The sequence below is a fragment of the Streptomyces sp. NPDC046915 genome (genome assembly GCF_040644935.1).
Lineage (GTDB): Bacteria > Actinomycetota > Actinomycetes > Streptomycetales > Streptomycetaceae > Streptomyces.
Window position 1 is genome coordinate 93,443 of the sequence record NZ_JBEYXB010000022.1, and the last position, 14,615, is coordinate 108,057.

At 73.0% G+C, this 14,615-nt stretch carries 11 protein-coding genes; 9 read left to right on the top strand and 2 right to left on the bottom strand.

Annotation, left to right across the window (positions count from 1 at the left end):
- The 3 genes from ABZ915_RS39545 (at position 1) to ABZ915_RS39555 (ending at position 2,588) form a co-directional block, all read left to right on the top strand.
- Positions 1 to 774, top strand: a complete 774-nt coding sequence (locus ABZ915_RS39545) for a glucose 1-dehydrogenase (RefSeq protein ID WP_361813529.1) — start codon at positions 1 to 3, stop codon at positions 772 to 774.
- Between the two features lie 192 nt (positions 775 to 966).
- A complete protein-coding gene (locus ABZ915_RS39550) occupies positions 967 to 1,560 on the top strand; it encodes a TetR/AcrR family transcriptional regulator (protein ID WP_361813531.1) in 594 nt (197 codons plus the stop codon).
- A gap of 107 nt (positions 1,561 to 1,667) precedes the next feature.
- Positions 1,668 to 2,588 carry a LysR family transcriptional regulator gene (locus ABZ915_RS39555; RefSeq protein ID WP_361813533.1) on the top strand — a complete coding sequence of 307 codons (921 nt, stop codon included), beginning with the start codon at positions 1,668 to 1,670 and terminating at the stop codon, positions 2,586 to 2,588.
- Between the two features lie 371 nt (positions 2,589 to 2,959).
- Here the strand turns inward: ABZ915_RS39555 and ABZ915_RS39560 are convergent, their stop codons facing one another.
- Positions 2,960 to 4,519 carry an amino acid adenylation domain-containing protein gene (locus ABZ915_RS39560; RefSeq protein ID WP_361813535.1) on the bottom strand — a complete coding sequence of 520 codons (1,560 nt, stop codon included), beginning with the start codon at positions 4,517 to 4,519 and terminating at the stop codon, positions 2,960 to 2,962.
- A 273-nt stretch (positions 4,520 to 4,792) separates the two neighbouring features.
- Between ABZ915_RS39560 and ABZ915_RS39565 the strand changes: the two genes are divergently transcribed.
- A complete protein-coding gene (locus ABZ915_RS39565; RefSeq protein ID WP_361813537.1) occupies positions 4,793 to 7,207 on the top strand; it encodes a condensation domain-containing protein in 2,415 nt (804 codons plus the stop codon).
- Between the two features lie 145 nt (positions 7,208 to 7,352).
- Here the strand turns inward: ABZ915_RS39565 and ABZ915_RS39570 are convergent, their stop codons facing one another.
- Positions 7,353 to 7,925, bottom strand: a complete 573-nt coding sequence (locus ABZ915_RS39570; protein ID WP_361813539.1) for a CGNR zinc finger domain-containing protein — start codon at positions 7,923 to 7,925, stop codon at positions 7,353 to 7,355.
- A 142-nt stretch (positions 7,926 to 8,067) separates the two neighbouring features.
- Here ABZ915_RS39570 and ABZ915_RS39575 point away from each other — a divergent pair, with 142 nt between their 5' ends.
- The 5 genes from ABZ915_RS39575 (at position 8,068) to ABZ915_RS39595 (ending at position 14,609) form a co-directional block, all read left to right on the top strand.
- On the top strand, positions 8,068 to 9,393 hold the full coding sequence (locus ABZ915_RS39575) for an MFS transporter (RefSeq protein WP_361813541.1): 1,326 nt from the start codon (positions 8,068 to 8,070) through the stop codon (positions 9,391 to 9,393).
- Between the two features lie 272 nt (positions 9,394 to 9,665).
- Positions 9,666 to 9,920 carry a phosphopantetheine-binding protein gene (locus tag ABZ915_RS39580; RefSeq protein ID WP_361813543.1) on the top strand — a complete coding sequence of 85 codons (255 nt, stop codon included), beginning with the start codon at positions 9,666 to 9,668 and terminating at the stop codon, positions 9,918 to 9,920.
- Positions 9,917 to 13,123: an amino acid adenylation domain-containing protein gene (locus tag ABZ915_RS39585; RefSeq protein ID WP_361813545.1), complete on the top strand. Its 3,207-nt coding sequence runs from the start codon at positions 9,917 to 9,919 to the stop codon at positions 13,121 to 13,123. The genes ABZ915_RS39580 and ABZ915_RS39585 overlap by 4 nt, the downstream gene beginning before the upstream one ends.
- A complete protein-coding gene (locus ABZ915_RS39590; protein ID WP_361813547.1) occupies positions 13,123 to 13,872 on the top strand; it encodes an alpha/beta fold hydrolase in 750 nt (249 codons plus the stop codon). The genes ABZ915_RS39585 and ABZ915_RS39590 overlap by 1 nt, the downstream gene beginning before the upstream one ends.
- Complete coding sequence (locus tag ABZ915_RS39595; protein WP_361813549.1) at positions 13,869 to 14,609, top strand: SDR family oxidoreductase; 741 nt, start codon at positions 13,869 to 13,871, stop codon at positions 14,607 to 14,609. The genes ABZ915_RS39590 and ABZ915_RS39595 overlap by 4 nt, the downstream gene beginning before the upstream one ends.
- Positions 14,610 to 14,615 lie beyond the last annotated feature (6 nt).

A 14,615-nucleotide genomic window follows, 5' to 3' on the forward strand; every position in this document is an offset into this window, starting at 1 on the left:
ATGGGTGACGAGCGCAGGCTGCTGAGCGGCAGGGTGGCCATGATCACCGGGGCGTCGAGCGGGATCGGTGCGGCCGCCGCCCGGCTGTTCGCCGACGAGGGGGCGGCCGTGGTCCTCATGGCCCGCCGGAAGGAGCGGCTGGCCGCGCTGGTGGAGAGCATCCGGCACGCCGGCGGCCGGGCCGCCGCGGTGGCGGGCGACGTGACCGTGCCGGGCGACGTCGGCCGGGCCGTGGCGACGGCCGTGGACACGTTCGGCAGGCTGGACGCCGCCTTCAACAACGCCGGTTACGCCACGGCGGGAGTCCCCCTCCACGAGGTGGACGCGGAGGCGTACGAGCGGACCATGGACGTCAATGTGCGGGGGGTGTGGAACTGCCTGTACCACCAGATACCGGCGATGCTCGACTCCGGCCGCGGCGGCGCCGTGGTGAACACCTCCAGCGTCGCGGGGCTGAAGGCCACCGGAGCCTCGGCGGCGTACGTCGCCGCGAAGCACGCGGTGATCGGCCTGACGCGGGCGGCGGCGCATGACTACGGGCAACGGGGTATCCGCGTCAACGCACTCGTCGTGGGTGCCACCCGGACCGAGATGATGGACGACGTCATCGCTCAACGGCCCGAGCTGGAGGAGGTCTTCCTCGCCGACTCGGTGCAACGGCGGATGTCGCGGCCCGACGAGGTGGCGCAGGCCGCGGCGTGGCTGTGCAGCGACCGGTCGTCGTTCGTCACGGGGGCCGCGATGGCGGTCGACGGCGGTTCGACCGCCGTGTAGGTCTCGCGGGCGCACCGCGTGGGCGCACCGCGTCCCGGCGCGGTGCGCCCACGCGGTGCGGCGCCCCCCAACATCCCTTTTCGGTAGCTAGAAGGCGGTTGTCCGAAAGTAAAGCATAGCGAACGATCGTTTTGCTAAGACAAGGCGGTGGTGGCATCTTCTGTACGAGGTTGATCACTGAGGAGGAGATGTATGGGGCAGCAGGAGCGAGCCGTGCGTACGCGGGCCCGGATCGTCGAGGCGGCGGCGCTCGAGATGGACAGGTCGGGCTACGAGGGGACGAGGCTGTCCCGTGTCTGTGAGGTGGCGGATGCGTCCATGGGGGCTCTGACCTTTCATTTTCCGTCCAAGAGGGCGCTGGCCGAGGCGGTGCGGGAAGAGGGCGAGGCGAGCGTCGCCGCGGTGCTGGACCGGACGCTGTCGGCCGACACGTCGCGGCTGCGCGCCGCGATCGACGTGACCGTGGCGCTCGCGGAGCTCCTTGAGCGGGACGTCGCCGTCCGTGCCGCGGCGCGGGTCGCCCGGGAGCAGCCGGAGGTGACGGAACAGTGGTCGCGATCCTGGTTGCCCACCGTGCGTGACCTGCTGGAACGGGCGCGGGCGGATGGTCAGTTGGGGTCGGTGGGCTGTCCGGAGACGCTCGCCGCCCTGGTCGTGTATCTGCTCGCCGGTGTGGAGTCGACGGTCCGGACGGACGATGTGGCGAGGGTCTGCGGCACCGAGAGCCTCGCCGACCAGGTGGAACTGATGTGGCAGTTGGTTCTGCGGGGTGTCGCGGCCCGGTGAGCGCCGGCGGCAGCCGCCATTCCGTACTAGAAAAACATAGCGAACGTTCTGTATGGTGTGGTGAGCCCGGAACGACTGCCCTCGGAATAGATGGTGTGAGCTGACGGATGAACATCAAGCATCTCAGCGCGTTCCTGACGGTCGCCGAGTACCGCAGCTTCACGCAGGCGGCCCGCATCCTCGGACTCGCCCAGCCGACGGTCACCGCCCGCATCAAGTCCCTCGAGCAGACGCTCGAGACACCGCTGCTGCACCGCACGGCCGGCGGAGCCCGGCTCACTCCCGCGGGGCGCCGGCTCCACCGCTACGCGCGCCGCATCGTCCAACTGAGCGAGCTGGCGCAGCAGTCGGTGTCCGGGCCGGCCGACGCCCCGGAGACGCTGGTGATCGGGGCCGCCGAATGCATCGTCACCTACCGCCTGGTCCCGCTCATCGAGTACCTGCACCTCAGGCACCATGAGCTCGACCTGTCGCTGCGCACGCTGGACGACGACCCGGTGCGGCTCGTACGGGAGGAACAGGTCGACTGCGCGTTCTTCATCGGCCCGCGCACCGCGGCCGCCGACGTGAACCACCTCGTGCTGCGCCCCGAGACCATGAGTCTGGTGACCCACCCCTCGCATCCCCTGGCCGGCCGGCCGGTGCGGTCCACCGCCGACCTCGCCTCCCACACGGTGGCCTGCGCCCATCGGGGGAGCGGCTACCAGCGCGGCTTCGAGACGGCGTTGGCCGAGGCGGGTGCCGCGGTTCGCGGGATCCTCGTCCTCGGCTCCGTCGACGCGGTCAAGCGCAGCGTCGGCGAGGGCATCGGCATGGCGCTGCTGCCCACCGTGGCCGTCGCGCAGGAGCTGCGGCGGGGGCAGTTGCGGTGCGTGGACTGGCGGCCGCCGTTCGCCGTGTACTCCCAGTGCGTCTGGCGTCGTGGCCTCGGCGACGACTCGGTGTTCCACACGGTGCTCGGCACGGCCCGGCAGGTGATGGCCGAGTCGGACGCGGCCGCCGAGCCGGCGCCGCAGGCGGTCGGCTGACCATGCGGCCGCGGCCGGTCGCCCGCCCCAATGCGCGGGGCGCGGGACACCCACGGCCGACGGCCGGGCCCCCTCGCGGGGAACCCGGCCGTGGTCTCTCCTGTCCAGGGCCTGTCCGGCGGATCCGGCCGCAGGAAATGCGCGGTGCCTCATCGGCACTGGTGAGCGGGGCTTGGGGCGTCCAGCTGCAAGGCGGAGGAGGGCGTCGACGCGATGGGGGTCCCCCCGCGCATGGGGGTCCCCCCGCTCGAGCGAAGCCGAGAGTGGGGGAGAAGCCGAGCGTGGGGGAGTCGGCAACCGACGACAACGCCGCAGATGGGCGTGCCAAGCCCCGCGTCTGCGGCCTGATCCGCCGGACAGGCCCTGGCGGATCAGGCCGCCGCGGTCGGTGCGGACAGCAGGGTGGTCAGGGCCCCGCGGTCCACCTTGCCGTTGGCGTTGAGCGGCAGCGCGTCCAGCGCGGTGAGGCTGTTCGGAACCATGTAGGCGGGCAGCCGCTCGCGCAGGCCTGCGAGCAGGCCCTCCGTGTCCCGGGTGGAGCCGGTGTACACGGCCGCGAGCTCCACCTCGCCGTCCGGCCGGTGCAGGGCGGCCACGACGGCCTCCGTGACGCCGGTCCGGGCGAGCAGGGCGGACTCGATCTCGCCGAGTTCGACCCGATAGCCGCGGATCTTGAGCTGGTGGTCGAGTCGCCCGAGGTGGACGAGCTCCCCGTCGAGCGTGGTCACCCGGTCGCCGGTGCGGTACCAGTGTGCGGACGTCAGCGGCCGCGAACCGTCGTAGGGGACGGCCCGGTCGCCGTCGAAGGACAGGAACCTGCCGATGTCGTCGGCCGGGTCCAGATAGCCGGGGAAGCGCTGCGAGCCACGCACGCACAGCTCGCCGTCGGGGGCCGGGCGACCGTCCTCGTCGACGACGAGGTGCTCCTGACCGGGGTAGGGGGTGCCGATGGGCACCGTGCCGTTGGCCGGCCGGGGCCAGTCCTCCTCGCGGGCGGGCAGCCTGAACTCCGTCCACGTCACGGTCATCTCGGTGGGGCCGTAGATGTTCTCGAGGATGGAACCGGGGGCCGCGGCCCGCCAGGCCTCGGCGTGGTTCAGCATCAGGGCCTCGCCGCAGAACAGGCTCCAGCGCAGCGTCGGCATGGAACCGGGCTTCAGGGCACGCAGCCGCAGCGCGATGGACGCCACGGACGGGACGGAGTTCCAGTGGGTGATGCGCTGCCGGTTCACGAACCGCACCGGCGACAGCAGGTCCTTGCGGCTGGGCACGACGAGGGTGGCGCCGGAGCCCCACGCGGCGAACATGTCGTACACCGACGGGTCGAAGGTCAGGTCGAAGGTCTGGGAGACACGGGCGCCCGGCCCCAGTTCGTAGCGCGCGATGACATGGCTCAGATAGGCCGAGACGTTGCGGTGCGCGATGGGTACGCCCTTGGGCCGGCCCGTCGAGCCGGAGGTGAACAGGATGTACGCGAGATCGTCGGGTCCGGCCGTGGACGCCGGGAGTTCGGGTACCGCGCCGGTGCGGAGCGCCGCCATCCGCTCGGTCGACAGCCGTACGACCGGGACGGGCAGGTCCGCGTGGCCCGGCGCGTCCTCCTCGGCGATCACGAGATCCAGGCGGGCGTCGTGGGCGATCGTGGCGTTGCGGGCGGGCGGGAAGGCCGGGTTGAGCGGAACGACCGTGGCGCCGAGCCGCTGGGCGGCGAGGTATCCCGCGTAGGCGGCCGTGCTGCGGGCCGCCAGCAGGCCCACCCGGGACGGGACACCGCCGTGTCCGGCGACGAGTTCGCCCGCCAGCCGGTGGGCGGTGGCGTCGAGTTCGGCGTAGGTCAGGTGCTCCCCGGCGACTTCGAGTGCGGTCTGCCGGTCGCCGTGCGCGGCGACGGAGGCGGCGAACCAGTCGTACATGGTCCTGGTGGCGTTCATGATGTCCGGTCCTCTTCCGTGACGCGTCGCATGACGCGGGAACAGCTCTCGGCTTCGCGATAAGGAAATCAAATGCATGTTGGAGGCGTCGGGAGGATGGTATTGGCAGTCGGCCGAAAACGGTCAAGAGTGCGTCCGCCGGTGCGCGACCGGCCATAGAGATTCTGAATTCCTTGTTTGTCGTGAGCGCCGGTACGCGAAGACAATTGCCGCTGCCCTCTCTGCCGCGAGCTCTTCTGCGAGCACACGAATCCCCATTCCCGGTGAGGACCCATGACATCGGTACCCGTAGAACTCCCCAGTTCGCCCGCCCAGGAGGCCTTGTGGTGGATTCAGCACCGCGCTGAGCGCAAGGATCTCTACAACCTCACCTGGCGGCTCAGGGTCACGCGGCTCGACCCGGCGGTCCTGGCCGTCGCCTGGCAGCTCGTCGTGGACCGGCACGAGGCCCTGCGGACCTCCTTCGCCCGCCGCGGCGACACCGTGGTGCAGCTGGTCCATCACGCCGCCGACGCGGCGCCGCAGGAGGTGGGCTGGAGCCGGCCACCGGCGGACCGCCTGCCCGAGGCGCTGCTCGACGACGTGGCCGCGCGGTTCCACGCGACGCCCTTCGACCTGGAGTCCGTGCCGCTGGCCCGGCTCGCGCACGTCACCGTGGGCGAGGTCGAGGAGGTGCTGATCACCGTGCACCACGCGGTCCTCGACGGCTGGGCGATGCAGCTGGTGGTGGACGACCTGCGGGTCGCGTACGAGGCCGTACGCAACCGTGGGCCGCAGGTGACCGCCACGGAGGTGTTCCGGGAACCGGCCGTGCCGTACCGGGAGTTCGGCAGGCGGGAGCGGAGCGACGCGAAGGCCGCGAGCGACCGCGCGTTCTGGAGCGGACGACTGCGCGGGGTGAAGGCCGCCGCTCTCGCACCGGACCGTGCGGAGCGGCCGGCGGGCCGTTCGTCCGGGGCGGGACTGCGGCACCGGCTTTCCGGTGGTGCCCAGGCGGCCGTCGCGGAGATCGCCCAGCGGGTCGGCTGCACCGCCTTCGCGGTGCAGCTCGCCGCGGTCCGTACGGTGCTGGCGCGGGGCGGGGCGGTGGGGCGGACCGCGCTGGGTGTCGTCGTCGCGAACCGGCTGACCGCCGAGGACCAGCGGCGGGTCGGCTACTGCGCCAACACCGTGCTCCTGGCGGACGAGGTCGCCGCCGACGAAGGCTTCGACGACGTGGTCGCCCGCGCCCGGGACGGCCTGTGGGAGAGCCTGCCCTACCAACACGTCGGCTTCTCCGAGGTGTTCGCCGAGCTGTCCGCCGAGGACCGGGCGGCGCTCGGTTCGACACACCCCGTGCTGGTCACCCATCACGGGGGCATCGGCTCCGGGCTGTCGCTCGGCGAAGGACCGGCCCGGCTGCTGCCCAGCCCGTCGACCAGCGCACGCTGCCAGCTCCTCGTCGGGATCTTCGAGGAGGGGGAGCACACCGTCCTGGAGATCGAGTACGACACGAACCAGCTCGGGGAGAGCACCGTACGGGCCTTCCTGAACGACATCGAGAGCGTGCTGACCGCCTCGGCCGCCCCGGGCGGCACCCTGCGCGGCCTCCGCGTGGCCTCACGGGCCGTCGCCGGCTTCCCCGCGCCGCCGCGGGCGGTCCCGGCGGCCGGGCGCACGTCCTCCGCCGGACCGGCCGCCGGACTGCTGGCCGACTGGCAGCGCGTGCTCGGTACGGCCGTGCGCATGGACGACGACTTCTTCGAAGTGGGCGGGTACTCGTTGCAGGTCCTCGAACTCGTCGCCCTGGTGGAGGCGGAGTCGGGCCGGGAGCTGGACATAACGGAATGGCTCGACGAGCCCACACCGCGGCGGATGGCCCAGCTGCTCGCGCCGCACGCCGAGCAGGCCCCGGCCGGCACCCCCGCCACTGTCCGCGGCAGCGGACCCGTGACCATGCGCGGAGGTGCGCCGGGCGGTCCGTATCTGCACCTGGTGCACGGCGCGGGCGTGGGCAGGGTTCCCTACCGTGAGCTGGTCGACGCGCTGCCCGCCGACTGGCGGGTGACCGTCAGCGAGGACAACGGTGCGGGCGGGACGACCGTCGAGGACATGGCGGAGCACTATCTCGAGCCGCTGCTGCGCGCCGAGCGGCTGCCGGATCTGCTCGGCGGCTGGTCCATGGGCGGGCTGCTGGCCCACGCGATGGCGGCCGGGCTCCGGCGACACGGCCAGCCCTGTCCCCCGCTCCTCCTGCTCGACCCGCCCGTCCCCGGCGACTCCTCCGGCGGGGAACGGGACGATCTCGACGCGTTCGCGCGGGCCGCGCTGCACGCCGCGGACCCGGCGGTGCGGCCGGACCGGCTGCGTCTGGGGCGCCGGGCCGACCGCGGGATCGACACGCTGGCCGCGCTGCTGCGCGCCACCGTGGGTGAGGCGCCCTCGCAGGCGCTGCACGCCCGGTACGCGCTGCACGCACGGCATGGGGCGGCGATGGCCGGGTATCGGGACGCGGGCGTGGTCGACGTCCCGGCGCTGCTGGTGGCGGCCGATCTGACCGACGACGACGTGGCACGCTGGCGGCGCCTGTTCACGGGCGAGCCGAGCACGGTGCGGCTGCCCACCGACCACTACGCGCTGCTGCGGGGCGAGCCCGTCCGCCGGGTCGCGCAGCTCGCGGCCACGCTGCTGCCGGTGATGGTGCGCTGAAGGCCGGCGCACGTTCGATCAGGTAGCGATTGGTTCCAGGTAGCGATTCCAGGCAGCGATTGGTTCCAGGCAGCGATTGGTTCGAGTTCGTTCAGACGCCCGGCCGGGGTTTCCCGGCCGGGCGTTTTCGCGTGCCCGGCGTCGTTCAGGCCGGCTCGCCCGTGGCCGCGGCGGCCTGCTTCGCGGAGTGCCGGCGGGCCTTGACGCGGTTGCCGCAGACGCGCATCGAGCACCAGCGACGGCTGCGGTTCTTGGAGACGTCCCAGAAGACCCAGGCGCAGGCGTGCTCGGCGCAGCGCTTGAGCCGGGCCGCGTCACCGGTGATGCGCAGCTCGCTCCAGGCGATCGCGAGGCCGGCCAGGGCCTTTCTGACCGGTGGCAGGTCCGGGGCGGGGGACAGGACGCCGCGGTCGTGGGTGCCGCCGCGGACGGTGATGAGTACGGGCAGCTCGCGCAGTGCCTCGTCGGCTCCGGCGAGGAGCGCCGCGTCGGCGCTGTCGCCGACGTTGACCCCCAGCTCCTCCCGGATGCCGGTGCGCAGGCGCAGGCACAGGGCGTGGTCCTCGGCACTGATCCGGCGGCCGTGGTCGAGCAGCCCGCGGTCGACGAGCCAGCTGGAGAGCGCGCTCGCGCTGTCCAGTTCGTCGGTGCCGAGTTCCACGTCGACGGTGTTGGCGAAGGCCTCGATCAGCTGGGCCGCAGCCGGGGCGTCGAGCATGAGCCACCTCCTCGGAAGGAGGCCAGCCTACACCTGATAACCGGCTAACGGCTTTACCGGGTAGCGAAGTCGGCCCGTCCCGTGTCAGACTCGACCCCTCGGGAATAACCGGTGAAGCCGTTAGGCGGTTAGGGGAAGAGTGATGAGCGACCAAGCCCTCGAGGCCGTGCCCGTGCCTGTGCCCGTGCCCGTGCGAGCGCCGGTGACGGTCGCGGCGGAGCGCGCCGGGCAGCCCACCGCGCGGCGCGGCACGCGGAACACCCTGGTCCTTCTGGCCTTCACCGCGATCACCAACCTCGCGGACGGCGTCACCAAGATCGCCCTGCCGCTCCTCGCCACCCGCGCCTCCGGCTCCCCCGCCCAGGTGTCGCTGGTGTCGCTCACCCTGTCGCTGCCCTGGCTGCTGGTGGCCCTCCATGTCGGCGTCCTGGTCGACCGCGTCGACCGCAGGCGCCTGCTGTGGGGCGCGAACGCGCTGCGGCTGCTCGCGCTCGGCGCGCTGGTCCAGGTCGCGGCGGCCGACGGCATCACCATCGCCGTGCTCTGTGCCGTCGGCGCGGTGCTCGGCGTGGCCGAGGTCATGGCGCTGACCGCGGCGTCGGCCCTGATCCCGGCCCTGGTCCCGGCGGAGGGCCGGGAGCGCGCGAACGCCTGGATCGCCGGAGCCGAGACGGTGTGCAACGAGTTCTGCGGGCCCTTCGTCGGCGGCCTGCTGCTCGCGGCGGGCACGGGCGTCGCCCTCGGCGTGACGTGGGTGTCCTACCTGGCCGCCGCACTGGTCCTGCTCCTGCTCGCCGGCCGCTTCCGGGCCGCCCGGGACGCCTCGGCGGCGGACGTCGCCGCGAGCGTCAACCAGCAGATCGCCGGCGGGCTCCGCTACCTGTGGCAGCACGTGCTGCTGCGCACCATGTCACTGATCCTGACCGTCCTGTGCGCCTGCTGGGGCGCCTGGCTGGCGCTCATGCCGCTGTTCGCCACCGACGTGATGGAGCTCAGCCCCCGTCAGTACGGGACGCTGCTGAGCGCGCTGGGCGTGGGCGGCCTGGTCGGCGCCCTCGCCGTCACCTGGGTGAACCGGGCTCTCGGGCGCCGCTGGGTGATGTTCGCCGACCTGGTCGGCACCTTCGCGATGATGGCCGTGCCCGCGCTGACCACCAGCCTCTGGGCGGTCGCCGCCGCGGCCTTCGCCGGCGGCATGGGCGGCACGCTGTGGACGGTGAACTCCCGCACGATCGGGCAGCGCCTCGTGCCCGACGCGATGCTCGGCCGCTACAGCGCCGTGAGCCGCCTCTTCAGCTGGGGCGCCATGCCCATCGGGGCCGGCGTGATGGGCCTGCTCGCCGAGTGGCTCGGCCTGCGGCTCGCGTTCATGGTCTTCGCCGCGTCGGTCGCCCTCACCGTCCCCCCCTTCCTGCGGGTCCTGACACGCCCCGCCCTCGCGGAGGTGTTCGGCGAGGAGCGCGCATGACACGCCGCGGCGCGCTCCCCCGCGGGGGGACGTAGCGCGCCCCCACCCGGAGAGGAGGCCGGATCACCGGCCTCCTCTTCGCGTCGGGCCTGCCTTTTCCGAGCGAAGAATTCGATCATCCCCGATCGAGTAATTCAATGGGTCGCTCCGCCGGCGACCGGTCCATCAACTCCCTCGATAACCGCGGCAATCGCCGCTTGACCACTTCTCGGCAATTCCCAATCATCTTTTCAGCGCCATGAAAAGCGACCGTTGCCTGAGGAGTCTGAGTAATGAACCGTACGGACGACATGACCGGCGGCGACATCATTTCGGTGGTCAGGAGGTATGTGCGCGTACCTTTCCACGACCATTCCCTGCTGGCCGAGGTCGGACTGGATTCACTGTCCGTGGTGCGGATCGCCAGTGAGCTGGTCCCCGACCCGGACCAGGAGATAGATCCGACGGGCCTGAGCGCGGTCCGTACGGTCGGAGACCTCCAGCAGTGGCTGCGCGGTCTGCTCCTCCCGGCGGAGAGCGTTCGATGACCGTCGCGCCCCAGCTCGCCACCCTGCCGCTGACCGCGGCCCAGCAGGGTCTGCTCGTCGTGCACGGCACCGTGCCGGTTCCGCACCTGTACAACGTCGTGGCCGAGCTGGAACTGGACCCGGCGCTCGACCCCGGGACGATCCGGTCGGCGCTCACCGCCGTCCTGGCCGTACAGCCCGCGCTGCGTCTCGCCGTGCGCGAACGGCCCACCCCGCACGCGGAACTGGGCGCCGTCCCGGACGAGGCCCCGCTGCCGGTCGCCTCGACGGACGCCGGCCACTTCGCCCGGCGGCGCGCCGAACTGCTGGCGGAACTCGGCGGGCACGCCTTCGACCTGGAGCAACCCCCGCTGCTGCGGGCCGCGCTGCTGCACACCGGCGACCGCTCCCGCTCGACCCTGCTGCTGGTCGTGCACCACCTCGTCTTCGACGGCTTCTCGCTGCGCCAGTTCGTCCGCGACCTCACCTCCGCCGTACGCGGAGACCTCGACGTCGACCGCATGCGCGTCGCCCGCGAACGAGCCCTGTGCCGGGAGCTGGCCGCACAGCTCTCCGCCGCCGACGAGGAGCACGTCGAGCGGGCGGCCGCCGAACTGGCCGACCGGCTGCGCGCGGTGCCCGCCACCGTCCTCAACCCCCGCCCGAACCGGCCCGCCGGCACCGCCTTCGCCGGCGCGCGCCGCGAGCTCCGGCTGTCCCCGGAGCGTTCCAGGGCCCTCGACGAGGTCTGCTCGGGGCTCGGCGTCAGCCCGTTCGTCTTCTTCTCGGCCGTCTACGCGGCACTCCTCGCCCGGCACTCGGCCAACGCGTCGGTGGTGTTCGGCAGCCCGGTGCTGGCCCGCCGCACCCTGGGCTCCCTCGACCTGTGCGGCTTCTTCGTCAACACGCTGCCGCTCATCGTCGACGTCCCCTGGGACCAGCCCTTCGACGTCTTCGTCAAGGAGACGGTCCGGGCCGAGGCGGACCGGGTGAAGAGCAACGCGGCGGTCTCCTTCGACCGCATCGTGCGCCGGGTCGAACCGGACCGCTCGACCAACCGCAACCCCGTCTTCTCCTGCATGCTCGCCATGCAGGACGCCACCGGCACGGAACCCGGCTCCGTCGTCCGCCGGGTGCGTGAGCACGGCAACGGCACCGCGAAGTTCGACCTCTGGCTGGGCGTCACCCCCGGGCCCGACGGCTGGCTGCTCGAACTGGAACACGACCGCGAGCTGCTGCCCGAGCCGCTCGTCTCCGCGCTGGCCGACTCGCTGACCGGCCTGCTGGCAAGGGCCGTCGAACGTCCGGGGACGGTCCTCGCCGAACTCTTCGAGGACGCCTCGCTAGCCGAGTCCCACGCCGATGACGGCTTCTGGCGCCGGCCGCCCCACCCGGACCTGCACCGCTGGGTGCGCGCGGGCATGGCCCGGCGGCCCGACGCGACCGCCGTCGAGGAGGACGGCCGGCGCGTGACCTACGGCGAGCTGGGCGCGCTGGTCCGCGCCGCCGCGACGGGCCTCGCCCGGCACGGTGTCGGCCCCGGCACCGTGGTCGGCCTGACCACGCCGACGCTGGTGGACACGGTCGTGGCCGTCCTGGCCGCACTCGACCGGCGCGCCGTGTTCCTGCCGCTGGACCTGACCCTGCCCGGCGAGCGGCTCGCGTACATGACCGAAAAGGCCGGCTGCCGCCTGGTCGTCGGCCGTGGCGCGGTCGACGGCGCCCGGGTGGTGGCGCTGGGCGAGCTGACCGGGCCGGGCGACGGCGACGTACCGCCGGACCGCGAGCCGGCCGGTGACGCCGGAGGGACGGACGGAGGGACGGACGGAGGGACGGACGGAGGGACGGACGGAGGGACGGACGGGGTGTACGTGATGTTCACCTCCGGCTCCACCGGCCGGCCCAAGGGCGTCCTGATGGACAACGGCCCGCTGCTGAACCTCACCGCCTGGCAGCTCGACGCGCTGGAGATGGACGAGCGCACCCGCTTCCTCCAGTACGCCCCCCTCGGCTTCGACGTCTCCTTCCAGGAGATCCTGCCCACCCTCGTGGCCGGCGGGACCCTGGTCTCCCGCGAGCCCGCCGACCGCAGGGACCTGCCCGCGGTGCTCGCCCGGGTGAGCGCGCTGCGGATCTCCCACGTCTACCTCCCGGTCGCCGCGCTGCGCCCCTTCACCCGGGCCGCCCAGGACGCCGGGGACGACCTGCCGGACCTCAGTCACGTGTGCGTCTCCGGGGAGCAGCTCCTCCTCGACGACGGCATCCGGAACTTCTTCGCCGACCGCCCGCACATCCGTCTGGTCAACCTCTACGGCCCCACCGAGACCCACGCCGTCACCACGCACCGGCTCACCGCCGGCACCCGTCCGTGGCCGGCCCACGTCCCGATCGGCCGCCCGATCACCCATGTGACCGCCCACGTGGTGGACGGCACCGGCCACCTCGCGCCGCTCGGAGTGCCGGGCGAGCTGTACCTCGGCGGTGCCTGCCCGGCGCGGGGGTACGTCAACGACCCCGTGCGCACCGCGGAACGCTTCCTGCCCGATCCGCGCGGCGGGCAGGACGACGCCCGCATGTACCGCACCGGCGACCAGGTGCTGCGCGACGAGCACGGCACGCTGGTCTTCCTGGGCCGCGACGACGACCAGGTCAAGATCCGCGGCTACCGGGTGGAGCTCGGCGAACTGGAGACGGCGGCCGCCGCCCACCCCGGCGTACGCCTCGCGGTGGCCGCCGTCCTCGGGGACGGGGCCGACCGGCGGCTGGTGCTGTTCTTCGTACCGGAGGACGGCCGCTCGCCGCAGCCGGACGACGTACGGCGCCGGGTGGCCGACGCGGTCCCGGGGTACATGGTGCCCTCGCGGGTCTTCGCGGTCGGTGCCGTGCCCACCACCCGCAACGGCAAGGTGGACCGCACGGCCCTCGTGGCGGAGGCGGAACGGGCCGTCCGTGAGGAGGCCCGCTCCGGCACCGGGGCCGTCACCACGGCCGGGAACCCGCTCCAGGCCTGGCTCCAGGAGATGTGGGGGCAGTTGCTCGGCCGCACCGGCATCCCCGTCGACCGCTCGCTCCTGGAGTACGGGGCGCACTCGCTCAACGTGATGACCGCGCGCGCCAGGATCGAGGAACACCACGGCGTGCAGATCCCCCTCCTCGACTTCTTCCGCGACCCCACCATCGGCGCCCAGGCCGAGTGGATCGACAAGGCTCGGGGCGGTGCCTGATGGACGCCCTCGCCCCCGACACGCGCCTGCTCGTCCCGCTCGCGAGGCGGCCGGGCCCGCTGGACAGCCTGCTGATCCACCCGGCGGGCGGCGGGCTCGCCCAGTACCTCGGAGTCGCGAGCCGGCTCGCCCGCCACGGCGGTGTGCACGGCATCCGCGCCGACGGACTGCTGGCCGGTGAGGAACCCGACGACAGCGTCCCGGAGATGACCCGCAGATACCTCGGCCTGGTGGCCGGGCTGCCGCGCCGGCCGAACCTGCTCGTCGGCTGGTCGCTCGGCGGCGTGATCGCCTGGGAGCTGGCCGCCCGGCTGGCGGAGGACGGGCCGGCGCCCGCCGTCGTCCTCATCGACAGCTTCACCGAACGGGAGACCGTCGGCGACGCCGTACGGGCCGACCTGGCGGCCGCCGTCGAACGGTCCGTCAGCGATCTGGGCGGCGGCCGGGACGCGGCACGGGCGCGTGCCACGGCGCTCGCGCACATCCGGGCCAGTGCCGGCCACCGCACCGAGGTCCGGGGCACCGGCCTGGCCCTGCTGATCGCCTGCGCGAGTGCCCACCGCGCGCAGCAGGTCGACCGCTGGCAGCGCCTCGCCGACCGGTTGGCCGTACGCCGTATCGAGTGCGGGCACTTCGAGGTGTTCGAGCCCGCGCACCGGTCCGTCCTGCTCGGGCATCTGGACGAGTTCCTGGGCCGTCTCGCCTTCCTGGACCGTCTCACCACCGCGGCACAGGAGTACGCGCGATGACCGGCCGCGGCCCGCTCGCCGTCGTCACCGGTGGCACCCGCGGCATCGGACTCGCCCTGTCCCGGCGCCTGGTGCGCCTCGGCCACCGCACCGTCGCCCTCTACCGGGCCGACAAGGAAGCGGCCCGGGCGGCCGCCGACGAACACGGCCTGATCGCCGTGCCGGCCGACGTCTCCGACAGCCACTCGGTGCGCGAGGCGGCCCGGCACATCCTCGCCGAGCACGGCACGCCGCGCGTGCTGGTGAACAACGCCGGCATCAACATCGACCGCCCGTTCCTCGACCTCACGGCGTCCGACTGGCAGCGCGTCCTGGACACCAATCTGTCCGGGCCCTTCCACCTCACCCAGGCGTTCGCCCCGGCGATGCTCGCCGCGGGGGACGGCACGGTCGTCAACATCGGTGCCACCACGGGCATCCGCCCCCGGGCCGACGGCGTCAACTACGCCGCGGCCAAGGCGGGTCTGCTCCAGCTCACCAAGTGCCTGGCCCTGGAGCTGGCGCCCACCGTCCGGGTCAACTGCCTGATCCCCGGAATGACCGAGACCGAGGAGCTCGTCACCCGGTTCCGGCTGAACGAACCCCGAAACCGCGCCGCCGTCCTGTCCGAGATCCCGCAGCGACGCATCGGCTCCACCGACGACATCGCCGACGCCCTCGAGTACCTCGTGGGCCCGCTCAGTGGCTATGTCACCGGCCAGAAGCTGATCGTCGACGGCGGCCAGTTCATGTGGTAGGAGATC